The sequence below is a fragment of the Paenibacillus tengchongensis genome (assembly GCF_008973665.1).
In the GTDB taxonomy this organism is placed as follows: domain Bacteria; phylum Bacillota; class Bacilli; order Paenibacillales; family Paenibacillaceae; genus Paenibacillus_AQ; species Paenibacillus_AQ tengchongensis.
In genome coordinates this window covers 337,443-359,532 of record NZ_WACP01000001.1, presented here as the reverse complement: position 1 = coordinate 359,532, position 22,090 = coordinate 337,443, and the positions used below count along the sequence as shown (strand labels likewise).

At 49.2% G+C, this 22,090-nt stretch carries 21 protein-coding genes and 1 CRISPR repeat array; of the genes, 16 read left to right on the top strand and 5 right to left on the bottom strand.

Annotated elements, in window-relative coordinates; translation table 11 throughout:
* Positions 1-595: 595 nt before the first annotated feature.
* The 11 genes from cas3 to F1381_RS01380 all read left to right on the top strand — a co-directional run bounded on the left by cas3 (position 596) and on the right by F1381_RS01380 (position 15,772).
* Positions 596-3,052 carry a CRISPR-associated helicase Cas3' gene (gene cas3, locus F1381_RS01430; RefSeq protein ID WP_151733039.1) on the top strand — a complete coding sequence of 819 codons (2,457 nt, stop codon included), beginning with the start codon at positions 596-598 and terminating at the stop codon, positions 3,050-3,052.
* Positions 3,053-3,290: 238 nt separating this feature from the next.
* Positions 3,291-3,497: a hypothetical protein gene (locus F1381_RS01425; RefSeq protein ID WP_151733038.1), complete on the top strand. Its 207-nt coding sequence runs from the start codon at positions 3,291-3,293 to the stop codon at positions 3,495-3,497.
* 87 nt (positions 3,498-3,584) lie between these two features.
* A complete protein-coding gene (gene cas5c / locus F1381_RS01420; RefSeq protein ID WP_151733037.1) occupies positions 3,585-4,307 on the top strand; it encodes a type I-C CRISPR-associated protein Cas5c in 723 nt (240 codons plus the stop codon).
* Positions 4,304-6,322 (top strand): type I-C CRISPR-associated protein Cas8c/Csd1, encoded by a 2,019-nt coding sequence (cas8c, locus tag F1381_RS01415; protein ID WP_151733036.1) that lies wholly within the window; start codon positions 4,304-4,306, stop codon positions 6,320-6,322. The genes cas5c and cas8c overlap by 4 nt, the downstream gene beginning before the upstream one ends.
* A complete protein-coding gene (gene cas7c, locus F1381_RS01410) occupies positions 6,323-7,198 on the top strand; it encodes a type I-C CRISPR-associated protein Cas7/Csd2 (RefSeq protein WP_151733035.1) in 876 nt (291 codons plus the stop codon).
* A complete protein-coding gene (cas4, locus tag F1381_RS01405; protein WP_151733034.1) occupies positions 7,185-7,844 on the top strand; it encodes a CRISPR-associated protein Cas4 in 660 nt (219 codons plus the stop codon). The genes cas7c and cas4 overlap by 14 nt, the downstream gene beginning before the upstream one ends.
* On the top strand, positions 7,841-8,872 hold the full coding sequence (cas1c, locus tag F1381_RS01400) for a type I-C CRISPR-associated endonuclease Cas1c (protein WP_151733033.1): 1,032 nt from the start codon (positions 7,841-7,843) through the stop codon (positions 8,870-8,872). The genes cas4 and cas1c overlap by 4 nt, the downstream gene beginning before the upstream one ends.
* A 10-nt stretch (positions 8,873-8,882) precedes the next feature.
* Positions 8,883-9,173, top strand: a complete 291-nt coding sequence (cas2, locus tag F1381_RS01395) for a CRISPR-associated endonuclease Cas2 (protein ID WP_151733032.1) — start codon at positions 8,883-8,885, stop codon at positions 9,171-9,173.
* A 186-nt stretch (positions 9,174-9,359) separates the two neighbouring features.
* Positions 9,360-12,820: a CRISPR direct-repeat array (repeat unit 33 nt; unit sequence GTCGCACTCCGTATGGAGTGCGTGGATTGAAAT).
* Between the two features lie 189 nt (positions 12,821-13,009).
* Entirely contained in the window at positions 13,010-13,453 is a 444-nt protein-coding gene (locus F1381_RS01390; RefSeq protein WP_151733031.1) for a GNAT family N-acetyltransferase, read from the top strand.
* Between the two features lie 1,211 nt (positions 13,454-14,664).
* On the top strand, positions 14,665-15,006 hold the full coding sequence (locus tag F1381_RS01385; protein ID WP_151733030.1) for a RidA family protein: 342 nt from the start codon (positions 14,665-14,667) through the stop codon (positions 15,004-15,006).
* Positions 15,007-15,211: 205 nt separating this feature from the next.
* Positions 15,212-15,772: a histidine phosphatase family protein gene (locus F1381_RS01380; protein ID WP_151733029.1), complete on the top strand. Its 561-nt coding sequence runs from the start codon at positions 15,212-15,214 to the stop codon at positions 15,770-15,772.
* Positions 15,773-15,782: 10 nt separating this feature from the next.
* Here F1381_RS01380 and F1381_RS01375 read toward each other — a convergent pair whose 3' ends face one another.
* Positions 15,783-16,355, bottom strand: a complete 573-nt coding sequence (locus F1381_RS01375; RefSeq protein ID WP_151733028.1) for a CGNR zinc finger domain-containing protein — start codon at positions 16,353-16,355, stop codon at positions 15,783-15,785.
* A 185-nt stretch (positions 16,356-16,540) separates the two neighbouring features.
* Between F1381_RS01375 and F1381_RS01370 the strand changes: the two genes are divergently transcribed.
* Positions 16,541-17,035 (top strand): DinB family protein, encoded by a 495-nt coding sequence (locus F1381_RS01370; RefSeq protein ID WP_246187863.1) that lies wholly within the window; start codon positions 16,541-16,543, stop codon positions 17,033-17,035.
* 107 nt (positions 17,036-17,142) lie between these two features.
* Positions 17,143-17,310 (top strand): hypothetical protein, encoded by a 168-nt coding sequence (locus F1381_RS28040; RefSeq protein ID WP_187355133.1) that lies wholly within the window; start codon positions 17,143-17,145, stop codon positions 17,308-17,310.
* Between the two features lie 87 nt (positions 17,311-17,397).
* Here the strand turns inward: F1381_RS28040 and cmpA are convergent, their stop codons facing one another.
* Positions 17,398-17,538 (bottom strand): cortex morphogenetic protein CmpA, encoded by a 141-nt coding sequence (gene cmpA / locus F1381_RS01365; protein WP_151733027.1) that lies wholly within the window; start codon positions 17,536-17,538, stop codon positions 17,398-17,400.
* An 87-nt stretch (positions 17,539-17,625) separates the two neighbouring features.
* Positions 17,626-17,985 (bottom strand): hydrolase/acyltransferase, encoded by a 360-nt coding sequence (locus F1381_RS01360; protein ID WP_151733026.1) that lies wholly within the window; start codon positions 17,983-17,985, stop codon positions 17,626-17,628.
* A 139-nt stretch (positions 17,986-18,124) separates the two neighbouring features.
* Between F1381_RS01360 and F1381_RS01355 the strand changes: the two genes are divergently transcribed.
* The gene (locus F1381_RS01355; RefSeq protein ID WP_151733309.1) at positions 18,125-18,601 is read left to right on the top strand and encodes a SprT family protein; all 477 of its coding nucleotides are present in this window, start codon (positions 18,125-18,127) and stop codon (positions 18,599-18,601) included.
* A gap of 19 nt (positions 18,602-18,620) precedes the next feature.
* Here the strand turns inward: F1381_RS01355 and F1381_RS01350 are convergent, their stop codons facing one another.
* Positions 18,621-19,259 (bottom strand): pentapeptide repeat-containing protein, encoded by a 639-nt coding sequence (locus F1381_RS01350; protein ID WP_151733025.1) that lies wholly within the window; start codon positions 19,257-19,259, stop codon positions 18,621-18,623.
* A gap of 234 nt (positions 19,260-19,493) precedes the next feature.
* Between F1381_RS01350 and F1381_RS01345 the strand changes: the two genes are divergently transcribed.
* The gene (locus tag F1381_RS01345; RefSeq protein ID WP_151733024.1) at positions 19,494-20,366 is read left to right on the top strand and encodes a DMT family transporter; all 873 of its coding nucleotides are present in this window, start codon (positions 19,494-19,496) and stop codon (positions 20,364-20,366) included.
* Positions 20,367-20,456: 90 nt separating this feature from the next.
* Here F1381_RS01345 and F1381_RS01340 read toward each other — a convergent pair whose 3' ends face one another.
* The gene (locus tag F1381_RS01340) at positions 20,457-20,885 is read right to left on the bottom strand and encodes an Lrp/AsnC family transcriptional regulator (protein ID WP_151733023.1); all 429 of its coding nucleotides are present in this window, start codon (positions 20,883-20,885) and stop codon (positions 20,457-20,459) included.
* Positions 20,886-21,015: 130 nt separating this feature from the next.
* Between F1381_RS01340 and F1381_RS01335 the strand changes: the two genes are divergently transcribed.
* Positions 21,016-21,768 (top strand): MBL fold metallo-hydrolase, encoded by a 753-nt coding sequence (locus tag F1381_RS01335; RefSeq protein ID WP_151733022.1) that lies wholly within the window; start codon positions 21,016-21,018, stop codon positions 21,766-21,768.
* Positions 21,769-22,090: the final 322 nt, after the last annotated feature.

Here is a 22,090-nt window from a genome sequence, read left to right as displayed (position 1 = left end):
CGAAAACACACGGATATGTCTAAATCTTTTAAAAGTCAATATTCGGTCTATATCCATTATGATATTCTTAGGGAAAAGTTTTACGGGAATAATAAGGAATATAGATCAAACAGGGATGTTTGCTGTCGCACTCCGTGTGGAGTGCGTGGATTGAATTTGGCCCACCTCCCCGCCAGCATCAGAGCGAAGTTAGTCTCACTCCATACGGAGCGCGTGTAATGACATAACGCTCAAGGCGTGGTCGATATTGAAGTAAGACAGTTGCACTCTCTCCCGGAGTGCAGGAATTGAAATTCTCTGGGCGACTGAGTCGTATATCGAGTACCCTCGTACTTTTCTAGATCGCGTAGATTGAAATCTACATAGTTACTTCTGTCCCAATCAACACAGCTGGCATTGCATTCTATGCAGAGTGCTTGAATTGAAGCGATCTTTCGAAGCGTTCACGATTTCGCCCCAAGAGGTTTACATAAATTTAAATTATATGGCTCACTGGAGGAAAAAACATCCTTATGTCGAAATGTAAAATATAAGTCGGATTTCCTGGGTTTAATTAGGGGTTTATTCCTTGATTTGAGGGAAGGAGCAGGAGCTTATGACCTATATTGCGCATATTCGGCAAAGTGATCGTGCTACTCAGGGCGTATCCGAACATCTTAGTGGTGTGAGTAAAGCCAGTGGTCAAGCAGGTGCCAAAATTGGAGTCGAGCATATGGCTGCTTTGGCTGGATTGCTGCATGACATGGGTAAATACACCGATGAATTTTATACTTATATCGAACAAGCAGTAGCCAATCCAGATAAGCCGCCCCGAAAGGGCTCTGTTGATCATTCCACTGCCGGTGGAAAGTGGTTGCATAGCCGTTATCATACCCCTCAAGCTAGACAAGCTGCCAAGCTCACAGCCGAATGGCTTGCCAATTGTATTATTTCGCATCACCAAGGGCTACGGGATTATATTCCACCCGAAGGTGAATCCCCCTATCTAAAGCGTGTATTATATCCAGACCTACCTGGATATGAGCAAGCGAAACAACAGTTCTTTCTTGATTTCGCTGAGGAAGAAATAGATCGGCTCTTTAACTGCGCGGTTACTGAGTTCAAAAGTTATTTTCAAAAAGCTAAACAACATACTTTACCCCCCATTGCAGCCTCCTTGATGGTCAAATACATATTTAGTTGTCTGATTGATGCTGACCGCAGCAACACCCGTGAGTTTGAAGAACAGGAACAACCGAGAGAAGTACCGGATTACAGACCTTTTTTTCAAAAAAGCTACGATAAACTGATTCAGCATTTAGACCTACTGAATGCCAGTGCCGACCCTGATAACCCGATTCCTGCTTTACGCCGGGCGATGTCAGAGCAATGTGAAGCGTTTGCCTTTCGCGGATCGGGAATTTATACCCTCTCTATTCCTACAGGCGGCGGCAAGACTTTGGCCAGCATGCGGTATGCGTTAAGACATGCTCTCCAGTGGAATAAGCAACGCATTATTTACGTTGTACCTTATACGACAATTATCGAACAGAACGCAGCCCAAATTCGAGCCATTTTTGATGATGACGATATGATTCTCGAACATCATTCCAACGTGGTAGACAATGCAGATGATGAACGGCAAGACGGTAATGAGGGCGAACGTTATGATACCCGCCGTAAAAAGCTGAAGCTGGCTCGCGATAACTGGGACCGACCAGTGATATTTACGACAATGGTACAGTTTCTGAATACGTTCTTTGCCAAAGGAACCCGCAATGTCAGAAGACTGCATCAATTGTCCAACGCGGTCATTATTTTTGACGAAGCCCAGTCAGTACCTGTGAATTGCATTTCGTTATTTAACGAAGCGCTTAATTTTCTTCATGTGCTGGCAAATTCCACGTTGCTGTTATGTACAGCCACTCAACCGGCATTGGATCAAGTGAAGAACAAGCTTCGTTTAACCACACAGGGCGAGATGGTTGAGCAACTTGACGAAGTCAGCCAGGCATTTAAGCGGGTAGAATTGATTGATATGACGGACCAAGCCCCTGCTGGATGGAAAGCGGATGAATTGTCCTTATTGATAGAAGATCAGATGAAGGAGGTCAACAGCACACTTGTCATCTTGAATACGAAGACGGCGGTGCGCAAATTATTCCGTCAACTACAAAGCTCAGCTTGGGTTCAGGAGCAAGGAGTGCGGTTGGTGCATCTTAGTACAAATATGTGCGCAGCTCACAGAAAAGAAGTGTTGTCTGGAGATAACGGAGTAATAAAAGCATTGAGGAGCGAAAAAGAACGTGTGATCTGTATCAGCACACAATTAATTGAGGCCGGAGTAGACATTAGCTTTGAATGCGTAATTCGCTCCTTAGCAGGGCTTGATTCAATTGCTCAGGCAGCCGGCAGATGCAACCGGAACAGGGAAGCCCCGATGCGCAAGGTGTATATTATCAGATCGGCGGATGAAGTGCTTACTCATTTGCCAGAGATTAGGCTGGGATCTGAGACAACCGATTGGTTACTGTACCAATTTCGAAAGAATCCGGATGCGTATGGAGGAGAGCTGCTGTCGGTTAAGGCAATGACCTGTTATTTTAAAAGGTATTTTCAAGAATTGGGAGATAAGCTGCTGTATCCGATAAGCGAATTGGAGCAAAACTTGTTTGATCTGCTCAATTACAATCAGTTCAATGTAGGAGCATACAACAGATCGCAATCGGACAGTCAACTGGTTAACCGATCTGCAATTGCTACTGCTGAACGATATTTCGAAGCGATCTCAACGAAGGCTAAAGCTGTTCTAGTCCCTTATAACGAAGAAGGACGCCGGATTATCGCCGAATTAAACGGTGAACTGGGAACAGGTCAGTTAGGGGAGCTGCTTAGGGCTGCACAACAGTATACGGTAAACCTCTACGAACATGAACTGAAGGTGCTTGATAAGAATGATGAGTTTATCCAGTTATTAAATGGACAAGCCCTTGCTTTGCGGGACACAGCGTATTCGGATGAGTTCGGCGTTCAGTTGGAGGGCAACGGGGAGTGGGAGAGCTTGATCTCTTAGAAAAAGAGAAAACTCGCCAAAGGCGAGTCCCCTATCATTTAATCATATTTTTAAATCCACGCTTTCAGCGACAATGAGAGTGTAACATAAAAGTTAATGGTAATGTATAGAAAATCTCAATCAAAAACTTGGATGACTAAATTGTACTATTATTTTTGAATTTTCCTTCATTTAAGCATATGAATCCATTCTAAACGTTATTTCCTTATGCATAGTAATGCTAAGGGAGGTGATGAGAATGAGACCTGTAATGATTAAAGGGAAGATGATTATGAGAGGTAAAGAAGGGATGAACGAAGACAGGGTTGAGAAACCAGCAACAAGGGCATTAACTAGCTCAGGGCATCGTACATGGCTTGAAGACACTGTGCATGAGATGGCAAGTCAAATTGAATGCTCATCGGGGAGCTTCATGATCAAGGTTAAATGGAAAGCCCCGAGATAGGCCTTCTAACAATTTCAAGATCCACACGGGGACAGCATGCCATGCTCTCCCCGTGTACATTCCATTCTGCCAGAGAGGAGGAGCATCATGCGGAATCAGATTGAATTTAAAGTATCCGGTCAATACGCGCTGTTCACCGATCCACTTACCAAGCTTGGCGGTGAGAAGTTCAGCTACCAAGTGCCGACGTACCAAGCTCTAAAGGGGATTGTGGAATCAATTTATTGGAAGCCGACCTTAATCTGGATTATTGATAAAGTTAGGATTATGAATCCGATTCAGACGGAATCCAAGGGTATGCGCCCTATTGAGTATGCGGGCGGAAATACGCTTGCCTATTACACTTACTTGAAGGATGTTTCTTATCAGGTACAAGCGCATTTTATTTTTAACCCGTATCGCGAAGACCTTGCTGCTGATCGTAACGAACATAAGCATCACAATATTGCTAAGCGTGCCGTCGATGCCGGAGGGCGCAGAGATATATTCCTGGGAACCCGGGAATGTCAGGCGTATGTTGAACCCTGTCAATTCGGTGAAGATGCGGGGGCATATGATCAGCTTCCAGAGCTTCACTTCGGTACCATGTTTCACGGCATCAATTATCCGGATGAGACCGGACGGAATGAACGGGAGATAAGATTGTGGAGAGCGACTATGAAGCAGGGGGTCATTTCTTTCGATTCCCCAGATGAGTGTACATTGATTCGCAAAGCTGGAGAGGGAACGCCGAAGGTATTCAGTAGTGATAACATGCAGATGGTTGATTCATTACATGCAGAGATGTTCGAAGGGCAGGGAATGTCATGAGCTGGCTGGCCAATCTAACACAAACCTACAATGACCATCTCGAATTAGTCGGGCAGTTTGAACGTAAAGCAAATGGCCGGGAGTATGCTCTAATCCCAGTATCTCATACAACGCAAACCGCGCATATTGAAGTGCACCTGGATGAGGAAGGAAACTTTATCGCAGCCTATGTCAGGGACAAGGTGGAAGGCAGTACGATCATTCCTTGTACCGAGGCGGCAGCAAGCAGGACCAGTGCTCCCGTTCCTTATCCGCTTTTTGACAAATTGCTTTATGTTGCCGGTGACTATGTTCAATACTGCGGAGAAGTGAAAGGAACACCTTATCAAGACTATTTGAATCAGCTTCAAACCTGGTGTGATTCGCCATACGGTCACCCGAAGGTGCGGGTTGTGTACGAATATGTGAGCAGAGGAACGCTGATTGCTGATCTTGTTGCTCGCAAGGTGTTACATACAGATAACAGCGGCAAGCTCTTGAAGAAGTGGGAATCTCCTTCAGGGGATCAAACAGTAGAAAAACCAATGATTTTCAGCGTGTTGGCTGGCGATCAGAGCAGCGCCTTCATCCGCTTTGCCGTGAACATTCCAGGGGATGAAGAGCATCGGTTATGGCGCGATTCCAGTGTTCAGCAATCTTTTATTCAATTTCAGGAGAGCTGCTTGAGCGATAAGGATATTTGCTACGTTACCGGAGAAGTCCTGCCCATTGCGGAAAAGCATACATCACGTATTCGGCATTCCGGCGATAAATCAAAGTTAATTTCGGCCAACGACTCTGCGGGCTTTACGTATCGAGGGCGTTTTCGTACCAGCCGGGAAGCGGCTTCGGTTAGCTACATGGCATCGCAGAAAGGACATAACGCGCTTAAATGGCTCATTGAGCGGCAAGGTATTACCATTGACGGCAAGGTATTCCTGGTATGGGGTAACCAGAGCTTGGACATGCCTGAGCCGCATCAGGACACGCTTGATTTATATGAAGAGACCGGGGTAGATCCCGTTCTGGAAGATTCGGAAAAAGATGATGATTTTGATATTTATGCTGTGGAGAGCGCGGCGGGCATTCCACGGCCGGCAGGTATGGGTGACCCAACCCAAAAGGCGTATGCCAGGCAGATTAAAAAAGCAATCGGAGGCTACCGGTACGATGGCCAGCAGCATGCACATGTAACGATTATGATTTTGGATGCGGCTACACCGGGCCGGATGTCCATTACCTACTACCGCGATTTGAATCATGAAGAATATTTAAATCGTCTGGAAGCTTGGCATACCACCTGTTACTGGCAGCATCGCTATCGCAAGAATGGAATGGGGGAATGGCAGACATTTACCGGAGCACCTGCTACGCGGGATATTGCCTTTGCGGCTTACGGTCCCCGTGCGAGCGACAAAGTAGTGAAGGGATTAATGGAGCGCATTTTGCCCTGTATAGTGGAAACGAACAGGAATTTACCGCAAGACATTGTTCGAAGTGCAATTCAGCGAGCCTCCAATCCGGTTGGCATGGAGCCCTGGGAGTGGGAGAAGACACTGAGTATCACTTGCGCACTTGTCAATAAGTACGAGGAAAGGCAGGGGTTTGAGGTGGCCTTAAATACGGAAACGACGGATCGCAGTTATCTATTCGGCAGAATGCTGGCTATTGCGGATTTATTGGAACGGAATGCTTTAGGAAGGGAAGAGAAGCGGGCAACCAATGCAATACGTTATATGAACGCTTTTGCTCAGCATCCGAGCCGTACATGGAAGGTAATCGCATCTAATTTGCAGCCTTATCAAGAGAGAATGGGAATAGAAGCGAACAAATATATTAAATTACTAGCTGAGATTGGTTCAATGTTTAAATTTGAAGATTTTAATGATACACCGTTAACGGGATTGTATTTACTTGGTTATTATAGTCAGCGCAATGATTGGTATACGAGCAAAAAGGACAAGAATTCTGGAAGCACAACAGATACAGGAGAAGAATCAGCAGACCAAAATGAACAAATAGAAGGAGAGATTTAAATGTCCGTACTAGATCATAAAATTGACTTTGCTGTTGTACTGTCTGTCCATAATGCCAATCCCAACGGAGATCCGCTGAACGGAAACCGTCCACGGCAGAACTATGATGGCTTCGGGGAAATATCCGATGTCTGCATCAAACGCAAAATTCGTAACCGCCTGCAGGATATGGGGGAGAGCATTCTGGTACAATCGGATGATCGGAGGGACGACGGGTACCGTTCGATCAAGGACCGGGTAGATGCGAACGAGATGGTACAGGAGCACGCCAAAGGCAAAAAGGCAAACAAGGAATTGTATGCCGAAGCGGCCTGTCGCTCTTGGATAGATGTACGCAGCTTTGGTCAGGTGTTTGCTTTTAGCGGAACTGATGTGTCGGTAGGCATCCGTGGTCCCGTCTCCCTACATACAGCAGTTAGCTTGGAACGTATCGACATTAGCAGCATGCAAATTACCAAAAGTGTGAATTCCGTAACCTCGGCCAGTGACCCAGACAAACGCGGTTCCGACACCATGGGCATGAAGCACCGGGTTGATTTCGGTGTATACGTTCTTAAAGGAAGCATCAACACCCAACTTGCGGAGAAGACTGGGTTTACCTCCGAAGACGCAGAAAAAATTAAGGAAGCTCTCCGCACTTTATTCGCAAATGACTCGTCATCAGCCCGGCCTGATGGCAGTATGGAGGTACATTATGTGTATTGGTGGGAACATCGTTCGAAGCTAGGACAATATTCATCTGCGAAGGTCCATCGTTCTTTGCATATTGAGCCTAACCCTGATGTCACCGAATCGGAATTGCATACTTACAAGCGATATATTTATTCCGTAGAGCCCCTCGACGGTCTAGAAGTCCAGATTTATGACGGACTATAACGAAGACGATTTCCTCATGCTGTCAGGCATTCAGCACTTTAATTTCTGCCGGCGGCAGTGGGCGCTAATTCACATTGAACAGCAGTGGGCGGAGAATGTACGAACGCTTGAAGGCAGCTATATCCATCGAGTGGCCGATCAACCCCACTTGCGGGAGAAAAGAGGCGATAAGCTGATTGTCCGTGCGCTCCCCGTCCAGTTCCGCCAGCTTGGCATTAGCGGAATTTGCGACGTGGTTGAGTTTGTCCGGGACCCTTTGGGGGTCCCGCTTTCCGGCGAAGAAGGAACCTATCTGCCATACCCCGTGGAGTACAAAAGAGGAAAGCCGAAGAAAGATGATTCTGACCGTTCACAATTAATTGCTCAAGCCATATGTTTGGAAGAAATGCTGGCCTGCGAGATAACGGCGGGCTATTTATTTTACGATGAGATTAAGCACAGGGTTGAAATTCCGATTACAGACTCTGACCGCCAAAGAATTCAGGACACATTCCAAGAAATGCACGGCTATTATTCAAGGCGTTATACCCCTAAAGCCAAGGCGGGGCCACATTGTGAGAGCTGTTCACTGAATAGGGTCTGTCTGCCCCAGATGATGGAACGTAGAAGCGTTGCCAGCTATATTGAAAGCAGGTTAAACGAATGAAGAAGCTGCTTAATACCTTGTTTGTAACAACGCCGGAGGCTTATTTGTCACTTGATGGGGAGAATGTAGTAGTCAAAAAAGAGGAGACAGTGCTGCAACGTTACCCGCTGCATAACTTGGAGGCTATCTGTACTTTTGGGTACACCGGTGCAAGCCCTGCACTGATGGGTACATGCGCAGAGCGCAACATCGGTCTGACTTTTTTAACCCATAATGGGCGTTTTGTGGCCAGAGTGACGGGTGAGAGCCGTGGGAATGTGGTCCTGCGCAAAGAGCAGTATCGAATCTCCGACGATGAGCGCAGAAGTGCTTTACTTGGCAGGAATATGATTCTTGGAAAGATTTATAACGCCAAGTGGATCTTGGAACGGGCTACCCGGGATTACGCACTTAGGCTGGACGTAGGGAAATTGAAGAAGATATCGGCCTCACTCTCGGAGATCATGAAGGTTGTACGGGACGTGGAGGACCTCGACATTCTGCGCGGTTTGGAAGGAACCGCGGCGGTCCAATACAATTCCGTTTTCGATGAACTTATTCTTCAGCAAAAAGAAGACTTTTATTTTCATGGACGAAATAAACGCCCACCTTTAGATAACGTAAATGCATTGTTGTCGTTTGTATACACGCTACTTTCCAATGATGTGGGCTCCGCGCTTGAGGGTGTGGGGCTGGATGCCTACGTGGGATTTATGCATCGGGATCGGCCCGGCCGGGCATCGCTTGCGCTTGATATGATGGAGGAGCTACGAGGTATTTATGCAGACCGTTTTGTCCTCTCCTTGATTAATAAAAAGCAGATTCAAGCCAAAGGATTTCAACGTAAAGAAAACGGCGCCGTAATCATGGATGACTCAACCCGTAAGCAGGTTTTGATTGCCTGGCAGGAAAAGAAACAGGAGAAAATCATCCATCCCTATTTAAATGAAAAAATCTCATGGGGACTTGTTCCGCATGCCCAAGCTCTACTGTTGGCTCGTAAATTGCGCGGGGATCTGGACGAGTATCCGCCATTCTTATGGAAGTAGGGGGTATAAGTTGCTTGTACTGATCACTTATGATGTAAGCACGAAGAATAAAGAAGGAAGACGGCGTCTATCCCAAGTCTCGAAGAAGTGTTTGGATTACGGCCAGCGGGTGCAAAATTCTGTATTTGAATGTATCGTTGATGCTACAGAGTTCCGTAAATTAAAGTTTGAACTGGAAAAGCTGATAGACGAGGAAACGGATAGTCTGCGGTTCTACAATCTGGGTGAGAAGCATAAGACCAAGGTGGAACATATCGGAGCCAAGAGTTCCTACGATATGGAGGGACCGTTGATCTTGTAAGCTCAGGTGCGAATGCCAAGCTCCCATGATTTTCCCGGGAGATTCGCACCTCAGAATTCGTCGATCGTTGTCGAAAGTGCGGATGAACATGGATTGTCAAGATGTGATCAATATGATTTTGGGATTGGAAGCTGCGATAAATTCTCCGTTCAATGCTTAGCGGCGATGGGTCGGCGATTTTTCGCTGTCGCACTCCGTATGGAGTGCGTGGATTGAAATCATGATATTTGCGGCATGAACGGAGAACACATCGCCGTCGCACTCCGTATGGAGTGCGTGGATTGAAATAACGCCTTGTACCAGGGCAGACCTACCGCACAGGGTCGCACTCCGTATGGAGTGCGTGGATTGAAATACCGGAATACCTCCACGAAACCGTTTATAATTACGTCGCACTCCGTATGGAGTGCGTGGATTGAAATTAACGCGCCTTGCGCTAGAGTTAGCGAAGGAAGTAGTCGCACTCCGTATGGAGTGCGTGGATTGAAATCCCAGCGGGGGGGCCAGTAACACCCCCGCACAAGTCGCACTCCGTATGGAGTGCGTGGATTGAAATAACTTAAAGACGATCCCAGCAACGAGACACTGAAGGTCGCACTCCGTATGGAGTGCGTGGATTGAAATACCAAGGAATTCGTTGAAGAGTGCTCAAGCTTCCCGTCGCACTCCGTATGGAGTGCGTGGATTGAAATAACTATACTGGCGGATCTGAAGGATCTGACGTAGTCGCACTCCGTATGGAGTGCGTGGATTGAAATTGATATGTCGCCCGGGCCCGCGCTGTAGCAGCTGCTGTCGCACTCCGTATGGAGTGCGTGGATTGAAATCATTGCAGCAATCTCCCTAATTCTTCTCATGTCGTCGCACTCCGTATGGAGTGCGTGGATTGAAATCGTACGTGTCCACGTAGTATCTTGTAAACCCAGTTGCAGTCGCACTCCGTATGGAGTGCGTGGATTGAAATAGCGATCGATGTCCGGCTAATCGTATACTTTCCGTCGCACTCCGTATGGAGTGCGTGGATTGAAATGCCCAATGTGATGCGGTTACAACATCATAACTAGGTCGCACTCCGTATGGAGTGCGTGGATTGAAATAGCGTTTGATATGGAGACAGATAAGCAAGAAAAGTCGCACTCCGTATGGAGTGCGTGGATTGAAATAGCGTTTGATATGGAGACAGATAAGCAAGAAAAGTCGCACTCCGTATGGAGTGCGTGGATTGAAATAAAAGCTACGTGTACAATTATCTGGCTGCCGAATGTGTCGCACTCCGTATGGAGTGCGTGGATTGAAATAGCGTGATCTTGCTAGTTATGATGTTGTAACCGCAGGTCGCACTCCGTATGGAGTGCGTGGATTGAAATCTTGCCATCAAATCGTTTGAGAATCTGCATAGAGTCGCACTCCGTATGGAGTGCGTGGATTGAAATAACGTCTGTAACCTTATCCTGCCGTTCAAGGTAGTCGCACTCCGTATGGAGTGCGTGGATTGAAATCCTAGCCCTACGGGTTGCCTCAGAATTACTTATCGTCGCACTCCGTATGGAGTGCGTGGATTGAAATATCATCCGCCCATACAAAAATGGGGCCAGCACTAGGTCGCACTCCGTATGGAGTGCGTGGATTGAAATTAATGACGGTCAAATGGAAACGGTTTTGAATGAAGTCGCACTCCGTATGGAGTGCGTGGATTGAAATAATCTGCCTAAAGTGCGTTTGACTTCCAAAATCGTCGCACTCCGTATGGAGTGCGTGGATTGAAATAATCTGCCTAAAGTGCGTTTGACTTCCAAAATCGTCGCACTCCGTATGGAGTGCGTGGATTGAAATTTCGACCCACTTCTCATATTCCTTGTGTTCGGCGTCGCACTCCGTATGGAGTGCGTGGATTGAAATAGCCCGTAGTTTACCAGTGCGGCATTGTGTATCCGTCGCACTCCGTATGGAGTGCGTGGATTGAAATACCGCAAATCGAACTACCTGATCGGTAACACCTAGTCGCACTCCGTATGGAGTGCGTGGATTGAAATCCCGCAGGAAGATCGGTCTATCATGATCGTCGCGTCGCACTCCGTATGGAGTGCGTGGATTGAAATAGGCGGTTTGGGAACTGTACGGCGTTGATCCTGGTCGCACTCCGTATGGAGTGCGTGGATTGAAATAGAAGAGGTGGTGAAGAGTAATTTTTGATAAAAAGTCGCACTCCGTATGGAGTGCGTGGATTGAAATCCCGACCTGCTGGAACAGCGCCTTAAGGAGAACGTCGCACTCCGTATGGAGTGCGTGGATTGAAATCCTGACCCTACCGATCCCGTATATAGAGTTATCGTCGCACTCCGTATGGAGTGCGTGGATTGAAATAAACCATTCGGACCAATATCCCGCTTCAGTTCGTTGTCGCACTCCGTATGGAGTGCGTGGATTGAAATATTTGCATTGAGTCCCAGAGCCTGAAATCCTTCGTCGCACTCCGTATGGAGTGCGTGGATTGAAATTGACAACAAGAGGGCACATCTTTATTGGCCCGGCGGGTCGCACTCCGTATGGAGTGCGTGGATTGAAATCTAAATTCTCCCGTCGTACAAACGCAATAAAAGACAGCGTCGCACTCCGTATGGAGTGCGTGGATTGAAATTTCAGAGCTTTGGAAGTTACTCATAATCCTGATAGTCGCACTCCGTATGGAGTGCGTGGATTGAAATAATTTGCTGCAACGTGTTTTGGTTAACAAGACTGCAGTCGCACTCCGTATGGAGTGCGTGGATTGAAATCTTTGCGTCGGATCTGACCGCAGTACGGGTGACTCGTCGCACTCCGTATGGAGTGCGTGGATTGAAATTTTGATATTGAGGGCAAATTGCTTGATGAGCTTCCGTCGCACTCCGTATGGAGTGCGTGGATTTAAATCGTAAAAAAACTCATCATTGCTGCCGCGCTGTGGGTCGCACTCCGTATGGAGTGCGTGGATTGAAATCACTATTTACCGCATTGTCCCACAAATGGTGGATTGGTCGCACTCCGTATGGAGTGCGTGGATTGAAATTGCATCGAATATAGGAAATTGAAGGTCACCTGCGTCGCACTCCGTATGGAGTGCGTGGATTGAAATAAGATTTCTTGAAGTAATGACCGTACATCTTTCCGTCGCACTCCGTATGGAGTGCGTGGATTGAAATTTAAGACGAGTATCCAGGAATGGTTTGGTGTCTGTCGCACTCCGTATGGAGTGCGTGGATTGAAATAATCACCGTCCAGCAGTAGTCCGGCAATGTCCGGGTCGCACTCCGTATGGAGTGCGTGGATTGAAATCAGTGTCTACTGGCGCGATAGGAGGCAACAAAAGTCGCACTCCGTATGGAGTGCGTGGATTGAAATTGCGAGTCCGGCAAGCTCGGTTACCTTTGGTATCGTCGCACTCCGTATGGATTGCGTGGATTGAAATCTCCGGGGTCATCTTACGTGTGATGCACTCGCTGTGTCGCACTCCGTATGGAGTGCGTGGATTGAAATTACTCCGGTATCGTATCACTATGGACAGATTTAGTCGCACTCCGTATGTAGTGCGTGGATTGAAATAGCCTAAAATGGTAGTTGTCCAGACTATCCAAAACGTCGTACTCCGTACGGAGTGCGTAGATTGAAATCTGACGGACAGCTACTATTGCCGTTACAAGTTCCGTCGCACCCCTTATAAAGTGCGTGGAATCGCTTCGTCGGAATGTGCAACAATTACTATGGCTCTTGATGGGGAAATTTCTTTAAGTTAACGAGAAGGATTGTTTATTTAATTATCATTACTTTCTTTATTAGGACATTTAATTATGGAGGCAGGTATGGAAATTAAGATACGAGAAATTATTGAAGACGATTATACTGAAGTTGTTTTCTTATGGAACAATGTACTTGGCGTTCATACTGTTACGTATGAGAGCTTTCACATTAAGATGGAACAGATGAGAAAGGTAGGCAATTACAAGACGTTTGTTGCGTTAATTGAGAACCATGTTGTTGGTTTTATATCTAGCGTCCATGCATTAGCCGTAGGGTCTGCGAATGATTATCTGCATATAACCGGACTTGCTGTACATAATGATTTTCAGCGACATAAGGTAGGCACTGAACTGCTAAGATACATTGAAAATCATGCGAAAGATTGCGGAATATCCAGCATCATTTTATGCAGCGGGATGAAGCGAACCGGGGCTCATGCTTTCTATGAGCAAAATGGCTATGACAAAGATTCATACTGCTTTGATAAGTTTATTAAACTTGACTAACTCACCGTGTAATCCTTCCTTCAAAGTTTGCGTCAACGGTCCAGTATGCTCGTCTATGCATCAAACCCTATAAAAATCGATGAGAGCTTATTAAAGCTAACTGGAGGCGATGGTCCAACCTTATAGCGGCAGTCATCATTAGAGTTGGTTAATGTCAGTGAACTTTATGCATCCCTTGAAGAAGAACTGAGTGTGATCGTTTTTTGGTAACGGGGTGACGGATGTCTAAATATAAAGTAGTTTGAGACGAGGAAGCAAGAAGCAATCTTCGTAACATGAGGAAGTTTTTAATTAAAAGACCCCAAGAATTGTATCGATATTCCAAGCAAACCTTGTCATATGATCCGCATACAAAAGGTACTATCATAACGCTCAATGACTCTGCTTTTTGGACTATATTACCTTAGGCTTCCTGGCGGAAGCTCATATTATCTATGATGTTGATGATAAGAATGAATCTGTTACAATTTTATCATGTATTTCAGGTTGAATCGCCGATGAGCTTTAGCTGCTTATCATTTGATTTTTCCCACACAGATGATCCCCTATCCATATGTCTACAGGGACACCCATTACATTACACTTTGTAGTTTGGCATCTGTGGTTATGATCATTGGCTGCCTATTCGGCTAACTGGCAGACTAATTTAGTTACTATAAAAACTGAAGGGTGATCTCCATGCGACGCAGTGTAATGACATGTGCTCTGATCACAATTTGTTTTTTAACCTCAATTCAAACAGCTTACCCTAAAACGGATGCAGACCCATATAGGGTCATACTTACCTTGTTAACGTCCGAAATACAAGAACAATTAGACATCTATTACAAGGACAAACTGAATGAAAAGCCTACGTTCGCTCCATTTCTTGAACCGTTAAACGTATGGGTACGGTAGAAGTAATTAAGTATGAGCATCTTAAGGATTAGGAGTTGCCTCCCCATTTGAAGCTCATGATTAAGAATGGGAAAATTGCGGGTTAATCTAACGAGAACATTAGTTCAACGGAAAGAGTGGCACTCAAGACTTAGGCATTAAAGTCCTGGACGCCTTTTCTTCGTACTGTGCATCAATCAATATAACTCTCGATAAAAGAGATTCATCAAGCTAACAGGCAGGATAGCGTGGAGATCCAATAAAAGAAAATATTTACATCAGGGAACGTATGTTCTAAAATATGTTTAAACTTAATACATAGGAGGCTCATGTATATGATAAATCGAATTTCAACACCATTTAGTTATTCATCTGCTGTTGCAGCTGGTGACTATGTGTTTCTCGGATTACATCGGGGGTTTGGACAGAACTTTACAGAACAGCTTCACAATACTTTCTCGCACTTAAAAGAGACTCTGAATCAACTTGATATACCACTGGATAATGTTGTTAAGGTGAATGTATACCTAAAGTACATTAAGGACTTACCTGAAATGGAACAGGTTTTTTGCGAATATTTTGAAAAGGATAAATTCCCTGCTAGGATGACTTCTACGACAGATTTTTTTGACCCTGATTGTCTTTTGATGATTGACGGAATAGCATACAAAGGATGAATTAACGGAAACTTTAGTTCAATAAACCAACAGTGGTTTGAAGTAAGGTGACCCGCTGGAATGCCAAACGGGTTATTCAATGTACTACTATGTCCGAAGTCAAACTCTGCAGCTGAGTTTGACAAGTTTGAAAAGTGGAGTGGAATGCTTCGCTTCGAAAGTTATGCTGATAATTTTTAAACGAGTACATAAGGAGAGCCCACACTTGAACACAATCATCTATTTCATCCGCCATGCCGAATCTCCCTATGTTGCGGGGAGGGAACTCACACGGGGGTTATCCGCTAAGGGACAGCAGGATGCGGAGCAGGTGCGGCTGACTTTGCGTAACCGGGCGATTGACCGTTTCTATTCCAGCCCCTACGAGCGTGCAATCCGTACGATCAAGCCGCTGGCGGAGGAGAGGGGACAGGAGATACATCTCATCGATGAGCTCAAAGAGCGGATGATCGGGGACATCACCGGCAGCAGCTTCTATGGAGCGAAGCAGGCGGTGTACCGCGACTTCTCCTGCTCCTATCCCGGAGGGGAGTCCAGCAGGGAAGCGCAGAGGAGAGGCGCTGCAGTGATCAGGGAGCTGCTGAACCGGCATTCCGGGCAAACCCTGGTGATTGGAACGCATGGCGACCTGATGACGCTGCTGCTGAACGCTTTTAATCCCCGGTATGACTTTGACTTCTGGGAGTCCACCTCCATGCCGGACATCTATAAGGCCGATTTTTCGGGCCAGGAGATGATACAGGTAACGAGAGAATGGAGAGCTTAACGGAGCTCCATTATTCCTCGTCCGCCCCAGTCTCCCCGGCCTTCTTCCGTGCCCGGAACCGCCGCACCTTCATCAGGTTGCCGCACAGCTTGTCGTCGCAATACCGCTTGGAGCGGTTGCGGGTGTCGTCGTAGTAGACCCACAGGCAGTCGGGGTTCCCGCAGATGCGGATGCGCGCCGGTTCTTTCTCAGCCAATACTCCGGCAAAAGAGGCCGCAATCTCCGCCATCACCTGCGCCCAGCCGGACCGCTGCGGCTGCAGGGCGATGCTCGCTTCGCCCCCGGGCGTCCGTATGATCTGCCGGATGACCGGGCCTTCCAGCATGTATTTGTTCAGCTTCTCCAGCAGCGCCTCTTCCGGCGGCTGCCCTTGCACCAGCTGCTGCACGGACTCCCACAGCAGTCCGCGCAGCGTCTTAAGCTGCGCCAGCGCAGACGCGCTGAGCGGCATTTCCGCCTGCAGGGAGCGGTCTTGTAGCCATTGCGCCAGCCACTCCTGATCCTCCAGCCGGTCTCTATCCTTGCTGCGGTCACCGGTCCGCCAATCCCGCCAGTACGTGTTGATGAAATCATCCCAGAGCACCGCTATATCCTTCCTTTCCTTACCAAAGCATTGCAAAACACTATAATCAGGTTAATCCTGCGCTTAATTGTAACAGTTAAAAAACTAATTTGCTAGTTACTTGATTCCAGCCTTTGCCTATGTTACAGTTGCAAGTGTAACCATTATTATGGGGTTTAAACCGTTACCTAAACCGGAGGTGCAACGTGGAAAACAAGATCAGTGAAGTGCTGCTGCAAAATTGGGATTATGCGATGGATATCGAGGATTGGTCACCGCCGCTGAGCGATGCTTTGAACGGGGTGAACAGCGAGCAGGCCGGCTGGAAGCCGCAGGGGGCAGCCGGGAACTCTATATGGGAGACCGTCAACCACCTCACATATTACAAGGAGCGGCTGCTGCGCAAGCTGAAGGGTCTTCCCAAGCTGCCGGATCTGGAGAACAACGATGCTACATTTACAGTAACCGAGAGCGGGGAGTCGGCATGGGAGCAGGCGGTGGCCAAGCTGAAGACCGTACATGCCGATCTGCGGGAAGTGATTGAAGCGCTGGAGGAAGGCGCCTATGACTGGGGCGGCTCAGGGCATGCGCCCGGTGAAGAGGTAATGAGCCTGATTCTGCACGACGCTTACCATACCGGGCAGATTGTGCTTGTCCGCAAGCTGCAGGGCTCCTGGCCGTCGAACCGTGGATTTAACTAACGTGATTGTAGACTAAGAGAGCAGGAGGAAGCGGCATTTGTTTCACGCCAAAAGTCCCGGGTTAATGGATGCTATACCAACCTAGCGCCTGAGAGGAGAGATTGACAATGGAACCGAGCACAAAGGACAGAAGTGTGGAAGTGGAACGGACGGAGGTACACCGGAAGTCTGATTCCAGCCTTGTCGCATCAACCTTTATCAAGTACGCGGCGTATATCGTTATTATCTTCGGGATCTTGTTCTTCCTGGTTAGATATGTGTTTCCGATGTTCTAATGCTACCGTGCCGGGATTAAGGTCCGGCATCACAACAAAGCCACGGCCCCCTGTAACGGGAGCTGTGGCTTTTTTAGTGGGTAGGTGCTAACCGTCCTTTTGGTGGACAACACTGCGGCTTTCGGCGGAATTGCGGTAAAAGAACCAGCACTCGTTGAGCATCTTAATCTGGCGGCGGTCTTTATTGTAGTACGCTCTCATGAGCTGACTGCAGAGCCACTGCGGCAAGGGAACCCCTCCTCTGGCATGCTTGCTGTGTACCCATATCATATGGAGCTGAGCGCCCAAAGGTGCAGCGGCAGCTGCACAATCCGCTTAATGCCCGTTCTCTTCTTCCTCTTCGTACCACTGTTCCAGCTGTGCCTGCAACGCACGGATTTCCGTTAACAAGGCGATCAGCGGATAATGGTTTTCCTGAATGGCAGCGAATGCCTGCTCCAGCCGGTTAATGTAGGCGAGCCCGGATTCGAGCGAATCCCCTTCACGCAGCAGCTCGAGCCGGTCGCATTCGGCCACGGCCAGCGGCAGCTCCGGCACATTCGCAGCAGTCAGCTTGTCGATTTCCTTATTCAGCCGCAGATTCAGCGCACTAAGCTGATAGGCATAGTCCTCCGGCATCTCCACGAATTGCAGCTCCCGGCCCTGCTGCAGAATTACGTAACGCATGTTCGGCATCTTTCATTCTCCCTCCGTACTTGTCTTCCTTCTTGACAGTTTAGCCTATGGGCAAGTTACAATTCAAGTAGAGAGTTTGTAAGCTTCTAAGAGTAACCATTCCTGCGGAGAGGATCTGTGAGAGAACGCCATGACCAACATGAGCAACGATGAGCTGCAGCAGTGGATCGAGCAGATCTCGCTCAGCAGCTTCGGCGTGCCGTTCCGGCACAAGGCCAGCTTTAACGGCAGGCTCAGTACAACGGGCGGACGCTATTTTGTCAAAAGCCATAATATAGAGATCAACCCGCGTCAGCTCGAGATCTTCGGGCGTGAGGAGACGGAGAAAATCATCAAGCACGAGCTGTGCCATTACCATCTGCATTTAGCCAAACGGGGGTATATGCACCGCGACGCTGACTTTAAAGCGCTGCTCGCCCAGGTGGGCGGCAGCCGCTACTGCCAGACACTCCCGGGGAACAAGGCCCGGCGGACACTGCCGTATCGCTATAAGCTGGTATGTACTGCCTGCGGAATGGAGTATCCGCGCAAACGTAAACCTGACCCGAAGCGCTACCGCTGCGGCAAATGCGCAGGCAAGCTGAAGCTGTTCGCGATCAGTGACGTGAAGGGCTAACGGCTGCGGCGATCAAGACCTATTTAATGACGAGACCCAGCAATCCGGCAAAAGCGGCCGCCTGCCCCGCAGAGATCACACATCCCTGCAGATCCGGGATATCTACCAGGAAGCCGGTGAAATCGCAATCGCTGAGATCAATGTCCTTAAGCTTGCAGCCTGCGAGATTCGTCTGGTCGATGTTGCATTTGCTGTAGGCCACCGAGTTCAGACCGCAGCGGTAGAAGTCCGAGCTGATCAGCGAGCTGGATTCAAAGGCCACCTGCTTGAAGCTGCCCATCCGGAAATTGGCGAAGTCGGCAAGGCAGTCAATCAGCCGCACATTTTGCAGCCGCGCGTCGCTGAAGTCCGTTCCGAGCATTTTGCAGCGTCTGAACTCGGTCCGGTGGATGAAAGCTTCGCTGAAATTAACATTGGACAAGTCGCAATTCTCAAAGATGACATCAGTGAGTTCAATGGAAGGGAGTGCAGACTCGGCAATAGTCACATTGCGGAAGATCACCTTGTCGCAAGCGACTCTGGTCGCCTCCTGGTATTCAATCAGGCAGTCGCTGACGATGCAGTTTGTTACTTCCTCTCTGTCGGCCAGGGAGTGAAGAGTCCGGGGCTGGGACAGGGTACGTTCATTGATTTTGGGCGGATCGATTTTAAAATTCATAAATAATTACCTCCGGATGGGGATAGGCGCTGTTACCGGAAAAAATCCTTTGCGGCGTCTTCTTACTGTAGTATGATGGAACAAATTTTACGGAAAGCGAGCTGGTAACAGATGATGGCTGCACCGCGTTTTGAGAGCGATGTACCTGCAGTAATTCTCCCTTAACGGAGGAATTTCTGCAAGCTCCGTTAAGGACAGGAATAACATGTTCTTAATAAACGGAGGGTACTAATAATGAGAAGCAGGCTGCTCGGTTCCTTATATTTATCATTGGCCGCCGCTATTTGGGGCGGAATGTTTGTTGTAGTTAAAGTCGTTGTGGGTGTGGTGCCGCCGCTGGAGCTGGTATGGCTGCGTTACCTGATTGCACTGGCCGCTCTCTTGACCGTGGGTGTGGTAACGAAGCAATCCTGGCGTGTGGCGCGGGAAGATTGGCCGCTGATTCTGCTCATCGGGCTGATCGGCAATACGGTATCGATCATCACCCAGGAGGTCGGCACCATGCTGTCGAACGCGCAGACGGGGGCGATCATAACGGCCACTACGCCGGCCTTTATGGTGGTGTTCGCGCGGCTGATCCTCAAAGAGCGGATTACGCTGCGCAAAGCCCTGTCGATTATTCTGGCGACAGCGGGGGTCCTGCTGATCGTCGGCAAAGGGGGCTTCGACACCTCGTACCGGCTGGGCGGCCTCTCGCTGCTGGCTGCGGCGCTGACCTGGGCGCTGATGTCCGTGCTGGTCAAGAAGGTGCCGGCCCGCTATTCACAGGTCACCGTTACCACCTACGCGGTACTGGTGGCGCTGGTTCTGTTGACGCCGCTGATGTTCAGCCGGCTGCCGGAGCTGGATCTGACGGCGATGACCCGGCCCTCCATCTGGGGCGGATTGCTCTACCTGGGGGTGATCTCCACCGCCTGCGGCTTCCTGCTGTGGAACCGCGGACTCCGGCTGCTGAACGCGGGGAGCGGAGGACTGTTCTTCTTCGTGCAGCCGGTGGTCGGCGCCTTACTCGGCTGGCTGCTGCTGGGAGAGGCCATCGGACTGGCCTTCTGGGCCGGTACGGTGCTGATTTTCTCCGGCGTGCTATTGGTCATCCGGGATAACTGATTATTGCCTGTGCGGAATACCGCCGGCCATGGTGCTGTCTGCACCCTGGACGGCGGTATTTTTGTTGGCTCAGTGTGCCGGTTCACGAGCTTATTTGAGTTGGGCCATTCCGAGATTCACCCGGTAATTGCCGAATTGCAGCAGCTCGTCGAGAAAAGCGTTCAGATCCTCCTGATCGCCGGTACGGACGCGCATCCAGTAGCAGCCTTCACCGCTGACCCGGTGCAGCTCGGCGACGCTGGCGTGATCGCGGGCAAAGCGCTGGAAGGCGGCGTGAGCTGTGTTGGAGCTGAGAAATACAGTGATGAAGGCGTGAATGTGCTGGCCGATTTTGCCGGGATTCCAGCGCACAGTGTAGCCTTCGATAATGTCCAGCTCCCGCATCCGGCGGATGCGGGCTCCTACGGCCTGTCCGGTCAGATGGACCAACTCGCCAAGCTCTTTGTGGCTGCGGGTAGAGTCCTCGATCAGCAGCTGCAGGATGCGGAAATCGGTTTCGTCAATGGGCGGGGTGGTCATATATACATTTTCCTTTCACGGTGAAAATAGAACCGGAGCATCTCTTTCAGCGCGTTATGTCCGGGCTAATCCGATTGCCGCTATACTTGTAATTGTAGCAGAGATGAATCCGAAGGAAGAGGTGTTAACGATGAAAATCAGACTGATCCGCCACGCTACGCTCTGGGTGGAGTATGGAGGCGTTACCTTTTTGATCGATCCGATGCTCAGCGGGCAGGGGGTTAACCCGCCCATTGTGAATACGGCCAATCCGCTGAACAATCCGCTGGTTCCGCTGCCTGGACCGGTAGAGGACTGGCTGGCGCCGGATGCCGTGCTGGTGACGCACCTGCATCAGGATCACTGGGATGCTGCGGCTGCGGCGCTTTTGCCGCCTGATCTGCCGGTGCTGTGTCAGGAAGGGGATCAGGAGAAGCTTGCCGCGCAGGGCTTTGCCGAGGTCACGGCTGTGGATGAAGCGGCGGGAACGGTTTATCGCGGGGTAACGCTGCGGCGGACCAGCGGCCGGCACGGCACAGGCGAGATCGGCGAGCGGATGGGCAAGGTATCCGGCTTCATATTCCAGGCGGAAGGTGAACCGGTGCTGTATATAGCAGGAGATACGATTTGGTGCGAAGAGGTGCGGGAAGCGCTGGAGGCGTACCGGCCGGAGGCCGTCGTGCTGAATGCCGGAGGGGCGCGCTTCCTCGAAGGCGGGCATATTACGATGGATGCCGCCGATGTGGCCGAGGTGTGCCGCTATGCGCCGGAGGCAGCGGTAACTGCCGTACACATGGACGCGATCAACCACTGTCTGGTGACGCGTAAGCTACTGCAGGAGCATCTGGCACAGCAGGGGCTGCTGGAGCGGGTGAAGGTGCCGCAGGACGGAGAGTGGGTGTAAGGCTTGACCGTCGCCGCAGGCCGGTGCCGCAGGCCGCAGGCCGCTGATCGCAGGCCGCTGATCGCAGGCCGCTGGCCGCAGGCCGCTGATCGCTGGCCGCTGGCCGCTGGCCGCTGGCCGCTGGCCGCTGGCCGCTGCGCTGACCACCGCCCAACTAATTCGATTTTCGCCAACTATTTCTGCCGTAATAATGATTTCCACCTTTCTAGTTTGATAATCGCCACTTAATTTGGTCAACGTCAGGAGAATAGCTTACGTTCACCTAAATTAAGTTGCGGATATCCACTTAGATATGTAAAAGTTCTCAATTGCGCTGTATTAG